Source organism: Geodermatophilus tzadiensis (assembly GCF_003002915.1).
GTDB classification, from domain to species: Bacteria; Actinomycetota; Actinomycetes; order Mycobacteriales; family Geodermatophilaceae; genus Geodermatophilus; species Geodermatophilus tzadiensis.
On sequence record NZ_PVTG01000008.1, the window covers coordinates 13885 to 28906 of the forward strand.

Below are 15022 nucleotides of genomic sequence, written 5' to 3' on the forward strand. Positions count from 1 at the left end.
GCGGAACACGTTCCGGCACGGGAGGCGTCCGGATCCCCCGGGACGGCGAACGAGGCGGGACGCTCCCCCGGGAGGCGCCATGTCCCGCACCGCCGCCGCGGCGCTGTTCGTCCTGCTCGCGGCCGCCTGCACCGCCGGACCCGACCCGCCGGGCGCCCGGGCGGTCATCGGGACTGTCGACCTCGACAGTGCACTCGGCACGGACGTCACCGTCCTCGATCTCGCGCCCGACCCCGACGGTCCGCCCGTCGCCCTGGTCAGCGGCGACGGCCGGAGCTGGCTCGTTCCCCCAGCGACCGGCGTCGTCCGCGAGATCCCCGCCGCGGAGCCGGGCAGCCGGCTGGTCATCGCCGACACCGGCACGCCGCTCGTCGTCGGCACCGCTCTGACGCAGGTCGGCGGCGAGGTCCTCCCGCTGCCGCTGGGGGGACCCCCGACCGCCGCCCTCCTCGACGGCGACACCCTCTACCTCGCCCACGACACGGAGCTCGCCGCCGTCGACGCGCACACCGGCGAGGTCCGCGCCACCGCCACCGCACCCGGCCCGGTCACCCACCTCGCGCGGGCACCGGACGGCCTGGTCGCCCTCGTCCACCGGGACGGCGTCGAACTCCTCCGCCTCGCCCCCGACCTCCGCCCTGACGGCGAACCGGTCGAGGTCGTCCCGGAGGAGATCGGCACCCCCACCGACCTGCAGGTCACCGCCGACGGCACCGTCGTCGTCACCGCCTACGTCAACGAGGCGCGGGATGCCGGGCGACTGGTCACCGTCGTCGACGGCGCGGTGCACACGCAGGTCGACGTCGAGGGCACCGACGACACCGCCCTCGACGTCGCCGTCGACGGCCAATCCGCCTACGTCGTGCTGTCGGCCTCCTACCACCCGGCCGAGCTGACGGCGGTCGACCTGGTCACCGGCGGGGTCACCGGGATCGCCGGGCTGTGCGGCGGCGCCGGCGCGTTCGGGGCTCTCACCACCGACGGCGGCACCGTCACCGTCGTCGGCTCGTGCACCGGCGCCGACCCGCACACCACCGCCTTCGTCATCGGCTGACGGGGCCGTCCGCCCCTGGCCCGCCGACCTCGTCGGCGGGACGCTCCGGACCCACCGGAGAAGGGGGTCGGCACCGTGTACGTCACCCAGGGTCTGCACCGCCACGTCCAGCAGCGCCCGCATGAGGTCGCCACCGTCTGCGCCGGCCGCACCCGCACCCACGCCGAGTCGGTCGACCGGATCGCCCGCCTCGCGGCCGCGCTGCAGAAGCTCGGCATCCGGGACGGCGAGCGCGCGGCGATCCTGTCGCTGAACTCCGACCGGTACCACGAGTTCCTCGGCGCGACGCTGTGGGCCGGCGGCGTCGTCGTCCCCGTCAACATCCGCTGGAGCGTCCCCGAGATCGCCGACTCCCTCGCCGAGGTCGGCGCCTCCGTCCTCGTCGTCGACGATGTCTTCGCCGGCTGCGTCGACGGCATCCGGTCGGCGCACCCCGGGCTGCGGTCCGTAGTCCACGCCGGCGACGGCCCGACCCCCGACGGCTTGCTCTCCTTCGAGGAGCTCGTCGCGGCGCACGAGCCGGTCGAGGACGCCCGCCGCGGCGGCGCCGACCTGGCCGGCGTCTTCTACACCGGCGGCACCACCGGCCGGTCCAAGGGCGTCACGCTCAGCCACGACAACCTGCTGACGTCGTCCATGGGCGGGCTGGCCGCCGTCCACTTCCCGCCCGGCGCGGTCGGCCTGCACTCCGCGCCGATGTTCCACCTCGCCGCGTTCGCCCACTGGGTCGGCGGCGTCGTCGTCGGCGGCACGCAGGTGATGATCCCGGTGTTCGACCCGGTCGCGGTGCTGACCGCCGTCCAGGAGCACCGCGTCACCGACCTGCTGCTGGTGCCCACGATGGTCCAGCTGGTCGTCGATCACCCGCGGGTCGACGAGTTCGACCTGACCAGCGTCCGGCGGGTGCTCTACGGCGCCTCCCCGATGTCCGACGCCCTGCTCGGCCGGGCGATGAAGGCCTGGCCCAACGCACGCTTCATGCAGGCCTACGGCATGACCGAGCTCGCCCCCGGGGCCACCGTGCTCACCCCCGAGGACCACGAGGACCCGCGGCACCGGCGCTCCGTCGGCCGCGCCGCGCCGCACACCGAGGTGCGCGTCGTCGGCCCGGACGACGTCGAGCTGCCCCGCCGCGAGGTCGGCGAGGTCGTCGTCCGCGGCGGCAACGTGATGCTCGGCTACTGGGATCGTCCGCAGGAGACCGCCGAGGCGCTGCGCGGCGGGTGGATGCACACCGGCGACGCCGGCTGGATGGACGACGACGGTTACCTCTACCTCACCGACCGCCTCAAGGACATGATCATCTCCGGCGGGGAGAACGTGTACTCGGTCGAGGTGGAGAACGTCCTCGCCCAGCACCCGGCCGTGGCCACCTGCGCGGTCATCGGCGTCCCCGACGAGACCTGGGGCGAGCGGGTGCACGCCGTCGTCGTCCCGGCGGCCGGCGCCACCGTCACCCTCGAGGAGCTGCGAGCCTTCTGCGCCGACCGGCTCGCCGGGTACAAGACGCCGCGGTCGATGGACGTCGTCGACGCGCTGCCGCTCTCCCCCGTGGGCAAGGTGCTCAAGCGGACGCTGCGCGAGCCCTACTGGGCCAGCCAGGACCGTGGCGTCCACTGATGGGGACGGCCGGCCGACCAGCAGCCGGCTCGCCCGCACCGCCCGGCTCGCCGCGCTGCCCGCGGCGTACGCCGGGCGCACCGCCCTCGGCCTCGGCAAGCGGATCGGCGGCCACCCCGCCGAGGTGGTCGCCGCGCAGGTGCAGCAGCGGACCGCCGAGCAGCTGTTCGCCACCCTCGGCCAGCTCAAGGGCGGCGCGATGAAGGTCGGCCAGGCGATGTCGGCGATGGAGGCCGCCCTGCCCGAGCAGCTGGTCGGCCCCTACCGCGAGGCGCTCGTCCGGCTGCAGGACGCAGCACCGGCGATGCCGGCGCCGATGGTGCACGAGGAGCTCACCCGGTCCCTCGGCGAGAGCTGGCGGGAGTGGTTCCGCGACTTCGACGACCGGCCGGTGGCGGCGGCCAGCGTCGGGCAGGTGCACCGCGCCACCTGGTCCGACGGCAGCCCGGTGGCGGTGAAGGTCCAGTACCCGGGCGCCGGCGACGCGCTGGTCGCCGACCTGAACGTGCTGCAGCGGGCGGCGCCGCTCATGCAGGCGGCCATGCCCGGCCTCGACGCCCGGCAGCTGATCGCCGAGCTGCGCGACCGGCTCGTCGAGGAGGTCGACTACGTGCAGGAGGCCGACGCGCAGACCGCGTTCGCCGACGCCTACCGCGACGACCCCGACGTCTGCGTCCCCGAGGTGCTCGCCGGCGAGGACCACGTGCTGGTGAGCCGCTGGGTCGACGGGACGCCGCTGTCGCGGGTCATCACCGACGGCGCCCCGGGCGACCGCGACCGCGCCGGCCTGCTGCTGGTGCGCCTGTTCTGCTCCGCCCCCGAGCGCGCGCGGCGGCTGCACGGCGACCCGCACCCCGGCAACTTCCGGCTGCTGCCCGACGGCCGGCTCGCCGTCCTCGACTTCGGCGCCACCGAGGCCCTCCCCGACGGCTGGCCGGCCCGGCTCGGCCCCCTCCTCGCCGCCGGTCGGGACGGCGACGCCGCGGCCCTGCACCGCATCGCCGCCTCCGCGCGGCTGCTGCGCCCCGACGAGGTGACCGCACAGGCCCTGATGGACCTGCTCGACCCCTACCTGCAGCCGCTGCGCGAGCCCGCCTACCGGTTCGCCCGCGCCTGGATGCAGGAGCAGACGAAGGTCTCCTCCGACCCGTTCAGCGCCGCCTCCCGCACCCAGCGCCGGCTCGCCATCCCGCCGCGGCACCTGCTGCTGCAGCGCGTGGCCGTGGGACTGGTCGGCGTCCTCTGCTCGCTGGGCGCCACGGTGGCCGTCGACGGCGAGGTCCGCCGCTGGCTGCCCGGCTACGCGGACGCGACCCCGGCGGCGAGGACCTGAGCCGTGCGCACGCCGTTCACCGAGCTGGTCGGGTGCCGGGTCCCGATCCAGCAGGCCCCGATGGGGACCATCTCCTCGCCGGACCTCGCGGTCGCGGTCGCCGAGGCCGGCGGCGTCGGCACCCTCACCGCGCTCGGTCTCCCGCCCGCGGTGCTGCTGCGGCGGCTCGACGAGGTGCGCGCGCGCACGTCCGGCGTGCTGTCGGCCAACGTCGTCACCCCGGACGTCGACGACGGCCTGCTCACCGCCGTCGCCGAGCGGGTGCGGCTGGTCGACTTCTTCTGGTTCGACCCCGCACCGCGCCTGGTGGAGCGCGCCCACCGGGCCGGGGCGCTCGTCAACTGGCAGGTCGGGTCGACGGCGGAGGCGCGCGCCGCGGTGGACGCCGGCTGCGACGTCGTCACGGTGCAGGGCGTCGAGGCCGGCGGGCACGTCCGCGGCGCCACGCCCCTGCGGACCCTGCTGCGCGAGGTGCTCGACGCGGTCGACGTCCCCGTGCTCGCCGCCGGCGGCATCAGCGACGGGCGGTCGTTCGCCGAGGTGCTGGCGGCGGGCGCGGCCGGTGCGCGGATCGGCACGCGCTTCCTCGCGACTCCCGAGTCCGGCGCCCACCCGGCGTACAAGCGGGCCGTCGTCGACGCCGCCGGCGACTGCACCGAGATCACCGGTGCGTTCGCCGTCGGCTGCCCGCTGTGCGCCACCAGCCCGCGGGCCCGGGTGCTGCGGACCGCGGTGGAGCGGCTCGCCGAGGTCGACGACGACGTCGCTGCCACGATCGGCCGCGACCGGGTCCCGGTTCCGCGCGGGTCCGGCCTCCCGCCCGTGGCCGGCGTCGAGGGCCGGCTCGACGCGATGGCCCTGTACGCGGGTGCCGCCGTCGGCTCGGTGGGCGACGTCCGGCCCGCCGCCGAGGTGGTCGCCGAACTGGTGGCCGCGGTCGAGCGTCCGACCGTGCCGGGCTCCACTGGCTAGGAGTCCGCGAGCCAGGACAGCAGCCGGCCCCGCGACCAGCAGCGGCCGACCGCCTCGGCGTGCAGCGCCGACCCGCCGAGCACCGTCACACCGACGGTGCTGTGCCCGGAGGCGCGGCGGTCACCGAGCGTCGGGACCGCCGGCGCGACGCCGACGCCCTCCACCGACACCCACGCCACCACACGCCGGGCCGCCACCTCGTCGAGCCGGTGCAGGAAGCGCAGCCGGCCCTCCAGCGGGTACCGCGACAGCGCCCACGTCGTGGTGACGACGGGCAGCGCGCCGTCGGGCACCCGGGCCACGGCGTCGGGCAGCACCTCGACGGCGTCCCCGCACACGAGCTGCGGCGGGTCGGCCGTCATCAGCGCGAGCTCGGCTTCGAGCTGCGCCGCCCGCTCCGGCTCATCAGGCGGCACGCAGGCCCGCAGCCACCGGGCGTCGTCGGGGTCGGTCACGTCGACCGGGTCGGGGTCGACGGCGACCCGCGCCACCACCTCGGGCACCGCCGTCGCCGGTACGGGCCGGGCGCCGACGACCGACGCCGACAGCTGCACGGGCGACGCCGGGTCGCCCAGCCGCTGCCCGGTGCCGTACGTGATGCCGAGGCGGTCGAGGTGGGTGTTGAGCCCCACTGGGGAGCCGACGTCGACCAGCCCGACCGCGTCCGCACCCGCCCGCCGCGCGGCCTCGGCGACGGCCGGGTACAGCACGGCGCAGCGGGCGGTCTCGACGGTGCGCACCGGCCGGCGCGCGGCGAGCACGTCGGGCGTCCGCAGCAGCGTGTCGACCGCCGCGACGGCCGCGGCCTCGTCGTCCCCGGCCGCGTAGGCGGCGGCGAGCGCCGGGGCGCGGCCGGCCAGCGCCAGGTCGTGCAGCGCGGCGAGCAGCACCGCGGGCTGCCGGGCGCGCGCCGCCTGGAGAGCCTGCAGCGCGCCGGCCGACCCGCTCAGCGCGACGGCCACCCGCGCGGACAGCGGCGACGTCCCGGCAGCGTCCTCGGCGAAGCGCCGGTACACCTCGGCGAGGTCGCGGGCGGGCATGCGCTCAGCGGGCCTGCCGGCGCATCGACCACATCTGCGCGGGGCGCTCGAACTGGCTGGCGACCTCCCAGCTCACCGCGCCGTTGACGACCTCGCGCCGGAAGTTGCCCACGGCCACCCGCGCCAGCTCCGGGTCGGCGGCGACGCGGCCGGCCAGCTCCAGCGCGCGCGACTCGACGTCGGCGTCGTCCACCGACTCCCACGCCAGGCCCAGCTCGGCGGCGCGCGTCCCGTTGATCTCCTCGCCGAACAGCGCCATCGCCGCGGCGGCCTCGCGGCCGATCAGCCGCGACAGGATGACGAAGTGCCCGCCGCCGGGGTGCATGCCGCGCTTGAGGAAGCCGGCCAGCAGCCGGGCGTCGTTCGCGACGATCCGCAGGTCGGCGGCCAGCAGCATGTTCATCCCGGCGCCGACGGCCGACCCGCGGACGGCGGCGACGGTGGGCACCTTCACCTGGCCCAGCCGGTAGAAGGAGTCGTAGATCCGGCTCATGCCGTCGTAGGCGTCGGGCGCGGCCGGGTCCTGGCCCGCGCTGGTCAGCGTGGCGACGTCCCCGCCCGCGCAGAACGACTTCCCCACCGCCCGGACGACGAGCGCGCCCACCTCGGGCTGCGCGTCCACCTCGTCGAGGACGCCGATCAGCTCGGACGCCATCTGCGGCGTCAGCGCGTTGCGGCGGTCGGGCGCGTTGAGCGTCACCACCGCCACGCCGCCGTCGACCTCGAGCAGGACCTCGGCGTCAGCCACGAGCGCACCTCCACGTCAGGGGCCCGGCACCGCTGCCGGTCCGTCGGGGCATCAGACCACGGCGCCCGGTTGCCGCCCCGGCCGGGACGGACCCACACTCGCCTCCCGACCCCGGAGCCCGCATGCCGTCCGCCCGCCGCGCCGCACTGGTCCTCCTCGCGATGGTGGCGACCGGGTGCACCGCCGTCGAGGGCGAGCCCAGCCCGGCGCCGCGGACGTTAAGCGAGTCCCTCGGCACGGTCGACCTCGACGCCGCCTCCCCCGCCGGTGTCGACGTCCTCGACCTCGCGCCCGCTCCCGACGGCGGCACGCTGGCGCTGCTCGCCGACACCGCCGACCCGCGCGTCGGGTACCTGACGACCGTCGGCGCGGACGGGCTCGGCGACGTCCGCCGGCTCGACGACGTCGGCACGCAGGTGTTCCCCATCGCCGACGGCACCGTCCTCGTGGCGGGCCCCGGCCGGCTCACCCGGATCCCGCCCGGCCAGGAGCCCACGCTGGTGGAGGTCGACGTCGCCGGTGACCCCGCCGCCCTCTCCCCCGACGGCCGCCGCCTCTACGTCGCCGCCGACCGCCGGCTCGTGGCCGTGGACGCCGGCACCGGGGAGGTCGTCGCCACCGCCGACCTCGGCGAGGGGCTCACCGTGGCGGCGCTGGCCGTCGGCCCGGACGGCGGACCGACCGCGCTGCTCGGCGACGCCCGCGCCGCCGACCTGGCCGACGTCGCCGTCCTCGGGACCTGGGACGCCGACCTGCAGCAGCAGGGCACCCTCGTCGAGCTCGCCCCGGACGAGCCGGCCAGCATCCCGTCGGCGCTGGAGGTCACCGACGACGGCACCGCCGTCGCCACCCTCACCACCGGCGGCGACGAGCCCTTCCGCGTGGTCACCGTGGCCGACGGCGAGGTCACCGCCTCGCACGCCGTCCCGGGCACCGACCGCACTCCCGCCGACCTCGCCGTCTCGCCCGACGCGCGGGTCGCCTACCTGCCGGTGGTCGGCTTCGAGGTGGAATCCGGCGTGGTCACCCTCGACCTGGCCGCCGGCGGGCAGCTCGCCGACGTGCAGCTGTGCGAGGGCCAGGGCGCTTTCGGGCAGGTGGAGCTCGCCGGCGAGACGCTCACCGTCGTCGGCTCCTGCATCACCGGCGACGCGCCGTCGACCACCGCCTTCCTCGTGGGCTGACCCTCGCGGGCCCGCGCGAAGGGCTCCGGGGCCTCAGCGGGCGAGAGTCGCGTACAGCTCCTCGGCGATCGTGACGTGACCGGCGGCGTTCGGGTGCAGGCAATCCCGCCCGCCGACGTACTCGCTCGGGTCGAGGGCGCCGTACAGATCGGTGACCTGGGCGCCGGTGTTCGCCGCGACCTGGCGGATGACGTCGTTGAGCCCCGCCTGCAGCGACAGGGACAGCACGTCCGGGACGGCGCCACCCTCCAGGACGACGTCCGCGATCGCCGGTGCGAGGCGGTTGAGCCCGGTCAGGAAGCAGGAGCCGATCGGGTTGTAGTACGTCGTCACCACGACCTCGGTGTCGCGGCCCGCGGCGGCGACCAGCTTCCCGAGGATCTCGGCGAGGCGCTCCCTGACGCCGGCCAGCGCGGCCTCCACCGTGGCCTGGCAGCCCGTCGGCGTGGCGGTGGTGATGCAGGCCGCGGTCACCGGACCGAAGACGTCGTTGCCGCCGATGGTCACGGTGATGACCTCGACGTCGTTCTTCGGGTCGCGGTCGCCGTTGCGCTCGGTGATCAGGGCCAGCGCCCCGGGCAGCTGGTCGCTGATCAGGGTCGCCGTCGTCGCGCCGGCCACGGCCCGGTTCTCCAGCTGGAAGTCCGCCAGCGACCGCCCGGTCGCCTTGTCCGCGGCCGGGTTGTAGTCGGCGTCGAGGAGGTCCTCGAGCAGCTCGGGGTAACCGCTCACCTTCGGCACCGCGCCGACGCCCGCGGGGACGGAGTCGCCCAGCGCCAGGTACACCGGCGACCCCAGAGGGGAACTCTCCTCGGCGACCGCGGGTGCCGCTGCCACCAGCGGCAGGAGCGCCGCCAACCCGACCACCAACTGCCTGCGCATGGTCTCCCCCGTTCCCGGACGGTTCCCCGTGCCGCCCTGCACGGGGTGTGCGGACCCCACCACCGACAGCAGGTGACCGACCAGGGTCGAAAGGCCGTGGCGTCAGGCCGGCGGAGTCCACCCGGGGTCGCGGCCGGTGGCTCCGAGCAGCCGGTCGAGCGCCGGGGCGTCGTCGGGCACGGGGACGCGTGGTCCGTAGAGGTCCGGCGGCCGGTCGTCGTCGCCGAAGGAGTCGGCGAAGGCGCGGCACGCCTCGGCGCCCTCGTCGTCCACGGTGTAGGGCTGCCCCGTGGCGACGGCGACGTCCCAGCCGTGGACGACCACCTCGTCGAGCGCGACGACGACGGCCACCTCGGCGGGCATCTCCACGCCACCGGCGGCGGTCATCCCCTCGTGCGCCGCGGGGTCGCGCCATGCGGCCGCCAGCGCGTCGAGCTGCTCGGGGATGTAGGTGCGCCAGTCGGCGGGCAGGTGCGCGGGGTCGGTGGAGGCGGAGCCGTCGACGGGCGTCTTCTCGGCGGCCATCCGGAAGGCGTACGCGAGTCCGGCCAGGTGGCCGAGGACCCCGGCCACGGTCGTGCCCTCGCACGGGGTGGGTGCGGTCAGCTGGTCGTCGCGGACCCCGGCCACCACGCGCGCCACCGCGGTCGCCGCCGGTTCCAGATCGAGCATCGGCATGTCGGTCATGACCCGCCGCGCCGCCGGGACTCATCGGCCACCGAGCCTCCGATCCGGGCGAGAATGGCCTCCGTGACAGGGGGACGAGGGGACGAGACTGCCCTGGTCCTCCCGTCCGCCGGCCCCGACCCGATCCCGCTGGGCACCGCGCTGGCCGCCGTCCTCGGCTACGCCCGCGGACGGCGCCCGCTCTTCTTCCGCTCCCCCAGCGCGCCGCAGGGCCGCTGGTTCCAGGTGCTCGCCTACGGCTTCGACCGCTTCGACGGCCAGCCGCCCGAGACCGGCGACCGACCCACCGACCGCGACGTCCTGCTCGCCGAGGGCCTGCACGGCCGGCTCGACCGGGCCGGGTGGCGCGCGGTGCGCACCGACCTGGACGAGGTGTGGCCGCTGCTGCGGGACCTCCGTGCCCGCGCCGGCGGCCGGGCGTTCTGGGAGCTCCCGGACGACGAGTTCTCCGTGCTGGCCGAGCCGGGCACGGTGGGCGCCGTCCTCCGCTCGCTCACCGACCGGCCGACCGCGCGGCACGTCGCCGCCGCGCTGCACCACCGGCACCCGTCGCTGGTGCCGCTGGTCGACGGCGTCACGCGGCGGCAGCTGTGGGGCCACCTGCGCGAGGGCGACAGCGGCCCGGAGGCGTGCATCTCCCGGGAGGTGCACGCCAACGCCGCGGCCTTCGCCCGCCTGGAGACGGCGGCGGCGACGCTGCTCGGCCGGCCGGTGACCCGTCTGCGCCTGCACGACGTGCTGGTGTGGCTGGCCGGGTCGCTGCGGATGACGCACGCGGTCGCGCTCGGCCGGGCGCTGGCCGCTGAGTCGGGACAGGAGGCCGCACTCGCGCGGTGACGCCCTTCGGGTGGCTCTCCACAGGGTCGGCCCACGCGGCGGTGTGATCTGGCTATCGTGCCGAGCCGTGCGTGATCACCGGGGGCGGACCCGACTGGCGACGGCGCTCGTGCTGGGGACGACGCTGCTGTCCGGCTGCTCCGAGGACGCCGAGGCGCCCGGCGAGAGCCTGCCATCGGCCACCTCGTCGACCCCGACCACCGAGGCGCTGCCCGTCGTGGGTCCGGCCGACTTCCCCGTGCCGCCCGAGGCCCGCACCCAGGACGCCGCCGGCGCCGAGGCCTTCCTCCGCTACTGGATCGACCTGCTCGACCGTCAGCGCGCCGTCCCCGCCGGCCAGCCGCTGCGCGACCTGGGCCCGGACTGCGGCGAGTGCCAGCGCATCGCCAAGAACTACGACGACGCAGCTGCCTCCGGGTGGAGGTACGTCGGTGGAGAACTGACCCTCAACGACGTGCCGGCGCCGGTCATGGAAGCCGACACCGCCTACGTCAGCTTCGGGATCCGCCAGGAAGCCATCGAGGCGGTCGACGGGGCGGGCGCAGTCATCGACAGTCAGCCGCTGGCACCTAACGTCTTTGGCGGCATTGACCTCACCTGGTCGCCAAGTGATCAGGCGTGGATCGTGACCAGCTTCGGGTTCGGCTGATGCGGTCGTTATTGCGCAGCTTGATTGTTCTTCTAACGCTTGTCCTACTCGGCGACTTCGCCAGCGGGACAGCTAATGCCGCATGCGTCTTCGAGAAGTGCCCAGAAGCCGGACTGGGTGACGGCTCGGTGACCACCGAGTACTCCGGTGCCGAGATCGGTGGCCTCATCGGCGACGACGGCGGCGGAGGCGACGGTCTGGGGCCCTTCTATGTCTATCGCCTGCGCCAGCCCTGCAGCCTCGTCGAGGAGCGCGGCGACGTCTGCAACGCGCTGGACTTCCAGGCCTGTCCCGCGGATCCCGGCCGGGTGGTCCGCTACCTGACCGTGCAGCAGCGGCCCGTGGTCCGCGCCGACGGTAGTGCTGCCGTGCCGATCCCTGGAGGAGCACAAGCGGGCGACTTCCTCGGTGACTGGATCGACCTCCGCACGGCCTGCATCGACATCACCGCGCTCAACCCGCCGCCGACACCGGACGAGGTCTTCACCTACTTCCAGCGCCTGCCGCTGCCGCAGCTGACCACCCGGCACGCCCCACCCGGCGCCGGCCTCTCCGGGCTCCCGGTCGCCTTCTGGACCGACTCGCCCACCACCCAGACCTTCACCGTCGACATCCGCGGCTTCACCGTCGTCATCGCCGCGGAGGCGCAGCTGTACACCTGGCGCACCGGCGACCCCGCCGTGCCCACACTGACCAGCACCGAGCCCGGCGGCCCCTATCCCGACCAGGCCGCCGAGCACCTCTACCGCTCGGGCACCTACACGGCCGGCCTCACCGTGACCTGGGGTGCGACCTTTACCGTCGACGCTAGCGCGCCGGCCGACGTGCCCGGCACCACCACGACCGACGGCCCGCCAGTCACCTTCGACGTCGTCGAGGCCACCGCCGTCCTCACGAACCCCTACGACTGACGTCGACACATGCTTGCAGACTGCTAGCATTCTGCGACATGCGAACCCTGTACCTGCGCAACGTCCCTGACGAGGTCGTCGAGCGTCTGGAGCGCCTCGCCGCCCGTGAGGCGACGTCCGTCGGTGCGTTCGCGGTCCGCGAGCTGGCCGAGGCCTCGCGCCGGGCGGACAACGCGGCGCTCCTGGGCGACCTGCCCGACCTGGACGTGTCCCCGGACGAGATCGTCGAAGGACTGGACGCCGAGCGCGCCGGGCGGTGATCGTCGCCGACGCCTCGGCCGTCGTCTCCGGCCTCCTCAACGCCGGACCGGCCCGTGAGCTCCTGGCCCGGGAACGGCTGCACGTGCCACACCTGGCCGACGTCGAGGTCGCCAGCGCGCTCCGCCGCGCCGTGGGTGCCAGCCGCATCACCGCGGCGGAGGGGTGGTCGGTACTCGACACCTGGCGCCACCTGGGGGTCACCCGCCACGCCGCCCCTGGCCTGCTCGACCGCGTCTGGCAGCTCCGCGCGAACGTCACGGCCTACGACGCCACCTACGTCGCGCTCGCCGAGGCCCTGGGGTGCGCGCTGGTGACGGCGGACGGGCGGCTCACCCGTGCGTCCGGCATCGCGTGTCCCGTGACGGTGGTCCCCCGTTGAGCCCCGCAATCGGGACCCGTCGCGAGAGGGCAGTTGTTGCTGCCGACACGCACGGACACGCCCGCGGGAGCGGCACCAACCGCCCACTCGGCCTCGCACCGGCCCGTTCCCCGCTCGGCCCGCCGGGTAGGGGCGGGCGATGAGCGGCGACCCGTTCGGCCTGCAGCGCTTCGTCGACGCCCAGGCCGGCAGCTACCAGCAGGCGTTGGCGGAGCTCCGCAACGGGCGCAAGACCAGCCACTGGATGTGGTTCGTCTTTCCGCAGGTCGCCGGGCTCGGCCGCAGCGCGACGGCGCAGCACTACGCGATCCGCGGTCTCGACGAGGCGCGCGCCTACCTCGCCCACCCCGTGCTCGGGCCCCGGCTGGTCGAGTGCGCGCGGGTCCTGACCGGGCTGCCCGACGGCGACCCGGTGGCGGTGTTCGGCCCCGTCGACGCCGTCAAGCTGCGCTCGTCGATGACTCTGTTCGCGCACGCCGACCCGGGACAGTCGGCCTTCCGCGCCGTCCTCGAGCAGTACTTCGGCGGCGCGGAGGACGAGGCGACGACGTCCCGGTTGTAGTCCCGCGCGCAGTCGTGCTCTGCCCCGCGGGTGGGGGCAGAGCACGACTTCCCGGCAGGACAGGTGCCGCCCGGCGCGCGGCGGCACCGCGTGTCGGCGAGGCTGGGTCGGTGAGCGACGACAACACCGGGTCCGGGTACGTCAGCAGCGGGCAGGAGTACGCCCGCGACACGAACTACCTGGAGGACCGGATCACCGCCGACGGGTCGAGCGGGTGGCCCGTCGAGCCCGGCCGCTACCGACTGGTGATCGCCCGCGCCTGTCCCTGGGCCAACCGGGCGGCGATCGTGCGCCGGCTGCTCGGCCTGGAGCCGGTGATCTCGATGGGCATCTGCGGGCCGACCCACGACGAGCGCAGCTGGACGTTCGACCTCGACCCCGGCGGCCGGGACCCGGTGCTGGGCTACGAGCGGCTGCAGGAGGCGTTCCTCGCGCGCGACCCGCAGTACCCGCGGGGCATCACGGTGCCGGCGATGGTCGACGTCCCGACGAAGGCCGTCGTCACCAATGACTTCATGCAGATGACGCTCGACTTCTCCACCCAGTGGACGGCGCACCACCGCGAGGGCGCCCCCGACCTCTATCCCGAGAAGCTGCGCGACGAGATGGACGAGGTGATGCAGCGCGTCTACACCGAGGTCAACAACGGCGTGTACCGCTGCGGCTTCGCCGGCTCGCAGCGCGCCTACGACAGGGCGTACGACCGGCTCTGGACGGCGCTGGACTGGCTGGAGGAGCGACTGTCGACGCAGCGCTACCTCATGGGCGACACGATCACCGAGGCCGACGTCCGCCTGTTCACCACACTGGCCCGCTTCGACGCCGTCTACCACGGCCACTTCAAGTGCAACCGGCAGAAGCTCACCGAGATGCCGGCGCTGTGGGGCTACGCGCGCGACCTGTTCCAGACGCCGGGGTTCGGCGACACCACCGACTTCCCGCAGATCAAGGAGCACTACTACGTCGTCCACGCCGACATCAACCCGACGCAGGTCATCCCGATGGGGCCGGACACGTCGGTCTGGCTGACCTCGCACGGTCGCGAGGAGCTCGGCGGTTCACCCTTCGGTGAGGGGACGCCGCCCGGGCCGGTCGCGCCGGGCGAGGAGGTCCCGGCCGACCACGGCCCCGGCGGGATCGGCCACCGGCCCGACGGGGAACGGCACTAGCCGCTCAGCACCCGCCGTCGCCCCCGCCGCCACCGCCGCCGTCGAAGCCGCCCCCGCCCCAGCCGCCGCCGTCGGCACCGAGACCTGCGTGGCCACCGCTGATGTAGGCGCCGCCGGCGAGGTAGCCGACGTCGTGCGCGCGGTCGTAGCGCCGTCCCCGGACGGCGGGGCGCCGTCCGGCGCGCGCTCGGGACCGCTGCAGGCCGAAGGCCATCAGGAGCACCGCCGCGACCACCACGAGGAGCACGACTGCCGTCATGGCGGAACTGTCCCGCGACGGAGGCCGGTGCGCCAGTGCTCTCCGCTGGGTCAGTCGCCGCCGCCACCTCCGCCACCGTCGCCGCCGCCGGCGTCACCGGAGTCACCCCAGCCACCGTCGTCGGACGAGTAGCCGTCGTGGTCGTAGCCGCCGGACCCGCCGTCACCGGCCGCGTGCCGGCCGCGGGGACGGCGACGTGGTGCGGCCCTCCGCGCCACGCTGACGCCCAGGCTGAGCAGGACCGCGAGCACGACCAGGACCACGAGTGCCGTCATGGCGCGCACTGTGCCCGACCACCGACCCGCGTGGGGCGCCTCCCGCCGTGGGACCCGGACAGCCCGCACCGCGGTCGGCGGAGGTGGCGCCCGTTGCGTCGAGCGCCACCTCCGCCGCCCTTCACGTTGGGCGGGGAGGTCAGGGGTCCCGCGCGCGAGCACAGGTCGCCGGCAGCGGTACCCCCATCCCCGATACCTCC

The 15022-nt window shown here is 75.3% G+C and carries 18 protein-coding genes; 12 read left to right on the plus strand and 6 right to left on the minus strand.

Annotation, left to right across the window (positions count from 1 at the left end; all coding sequences use genetic code 11):
• The first annotated feature begins 79 nt into the window (after nucleotides 1-79).
• From LY71_RS11710 to LY71_RS11725, 4 genes are all read left to right on the plus strand, one after another.
• A complete protein-coding gene (locus LY71_RS11710) occupies nucleotides 80-1054 on the plus strand; it encodes a hypothetical protein (RefSeq protein ID WP_106277639.1) in 975 nt (324 codons plus the stop codon).
• A gap of 75 nt (nucleotides 1055-1129) precedes the next feature.
• On the plus strand, nucleotides 1130-2674 hold the full coding sequence (locus tag LY71_RS11715; protein WP_106277641.1) for an acyl-CoA synthetase: 1545 nt from the start codon (nucleotides 1130-1132) through the stop codon (nucleotides 2672-2674).
• A complete protein-coding gene (locus LY71_RS11720) occupies nucleotides 2661-4007 on the plus strand; it encodes an ABC1 kinase family protein (protein WP_106277643.1) in 1347 nt (448 codons plus the stop codon). Before LY71_RS11715 ends, LY71_RS11720 begins: the two co-directional genes overlap by 14 nt.
• A 3-nt stretch (nucleotides 4008-4010) precedes the next feature.
• A complete protein-coding gene (locus tag LY71_RS11725) occupies nucleotides 4011-4979 on the plus strand; it encodes an NAD(P)H-dependent flavin oxidoreductase (protein ID WP_106277645.1) in 969 nt (322 codons plus the stop codon).
• Here LY71_RS11725 and LY71_RS11730 read toward each other — a convergent pair.
• Nucleotides 4976-6019 (minus strand): DUF2332 domain-containing protein, encoded by a 1044-nt coding sequence (locus tag LY71_RS11730; RefSeq protein WP_106277647.1) that lies wholly within the window; start codon nucleotides 6017-6019, stop codon nucleotides 4976-4978. The genes LY71_RS11725 and LY71_RS11730 overlap by 4 nt on opposite strands.
• Nucleotides 6020-6023: 4 nt before the next feature.
• Entirely contained in the window at nucleotides 6024-6767 is a 744-nt protein-coding gene (locus LY71_RS11735) for an enoyl-CoA hydratase/isomerase family protein (RefSeq protein WP_106277649.1), read from the minus strand.
• Between the two features lie 122 nt (nucleotides 6768-6889).
• On the opposite strand from LY71_RS11735, the gene LY71_RS11740 reads away from it, so the two are divergent.
• Nucleotides 6890-7951 (plus strand): YncE family protein, encoded by a 1062-nt coding sequence (locus LY71_RS11740; RefSeq protein WP_106277651.1) that lies wholly within the window; start codon nucleotides 6890-6892, stop codon nucleotides 7949-7951.
• Nucleotides 7952-7984: 33 nt separating this feature from the next.
• On the opposite strand, the gene LY71_RS11745 is transcribed toward LY71_RS11740, so the two are convergent.
• Nucleotides 7985-8833 (minus strand): SGNH/GDSL hydrolase family protein, encoded by an 849-nt coding sequence (locus tag LY71_RS11745; protein ID WP_106277652.1) that lies wholly within the window; start codon nucleotides 8831-8833, stop codon nucleotides 7985-7987.
• 102 nt (nucleotides 8834-8935) lie between these two features.
• On the minus strand, nucleotides 8936-9511 hold the full coding sequence (locus tag LY71_RS11750; protein WP_245887844.1) for a TIGR03086 family metal-binding protein: 576 nt from the start codon (nucleotides 9509-9511) through the stop codon (nucleotides 8936-8938).
• Nucleotides 9512-9583: 72 nt separating this feature from the next.
• Between LY71_RS11750 and LY71_RS11755 the strand changes: the two genes are divergently transcribed.
• From LY71_RS11755 to LY71_RS11785, 7 genes are all read left to right on the plus strand, one after another.
• Nucleotides 9584-10357 (plus strand): DUF6308 family protein, encoded by a 774-nt coding sequence (locus tag LY71_RS11755; RefSeq protein ID WP_245887845.1) that lies wholly within the window; start codon nucleotides 9584-9586, stop codon nucleotides 10355-10357.
• Between the two features lie 67 nt (nucleotides 10358-10424).
• Nucleotides 10425-11006 carry a DUF6318 family protein gene (locus tag LY71_RS11760; RefSeq protein ID WP_146146121.1) on the plus strand — a complete coding sequence of 194 codons (582 nt, stop codon included), beginning with the start codon at nucleotides 10425-10427 and terminating at the stop codon, nucleotides 11004-11006.
• A 128-nt stretch (nucleotides 11007-11134) separates the two neighbouring features.
• Entirely contained in the window at nucleotides 11135-11917 is a 783-nt protein-coding gene (locus LY71_RS11765; RefSeq protein WP_106277658.1) for a hypothetical protein, read from the plus strand.
• A 38-nt stretch (nucleotides 11918-11955) separates the two neighbouring features.
• Complete coding sequence (locus LY71_RS11770) at nucleotides 11956-12177, plus strand: antitoxin (RefSeq protein ID WP_106277660.1); 222 nt, start codon at nucleotides 11956-11958, stop codon at nucleotides 12175-12177.
• Entirely contained in the window at nucleotides 12174-12557 is a 384-nt protein-coding gene (locus LY71_RS11775; protein WP_106277662.1) for a type II toxin-antitoxin system VapC family toxin, read from the plus strand. The genes LY71_RS11770 and LY71_RS11775 overlap by 4 nt, the downstream gene beginning before the upstream one ends.
• A gap of 139 nt (nucleotides 12558-12696) precedes the next feature.
• Nucleotides 12697-13119, plus strand: coding sequence for a DUF1810 domain-containing protein (locus LY71_RS11780; protein ID WP_106277664.1), 423 nt, complete (start codon nucleotides 12697-12699; stop codon nucleotides 13117-13119).
• Between the two features lie 110 nt (nucleotides 13120-13229).
• Nucleotides 13230-14288, plus strand: coding sequence for a glutathione S-transferase family protein (locus LY71_RS11785; RefSeq protein ID WP_106277666.1), 1059 nt, complete (start codon nucleotides 13230-13232; stop codon nucleotides 14286-14288).
• Between the two features lie 4 nt (nucleotides 14289-14292).
• Here LY71_RS11785 and LY71_RS11790 read toward each other — a convergent pair whose 3' ends face one another.
• Nucleotides 14293-14547: a hypothetical protein gene (locus tag LY71_RS11790; RefSeq protein WP_146146123.1), complete on the minus strand. Its 255-nt coding sequence runs from the start codon at nucleotides 14545-14547 to the stop codon at nucleotides 14293-14295.
• Nucleotides 14548-14597: 50 nt separating this feature from the next.
• The gene (locus LY71_RS11795) at nucleotides 14598-14822 is read right to left on the minus strand and encodes a hypothetical protein (RefSeq protein ID WP_146146124.1); all 225 of its coding nucleotides are present in this window, start codon (nucleotides 14820-14822) and stop codon (nucleotides 14598-14600) included.
• Nucleotides 14823-15022 lie beyond the last annotated feature (200 nt).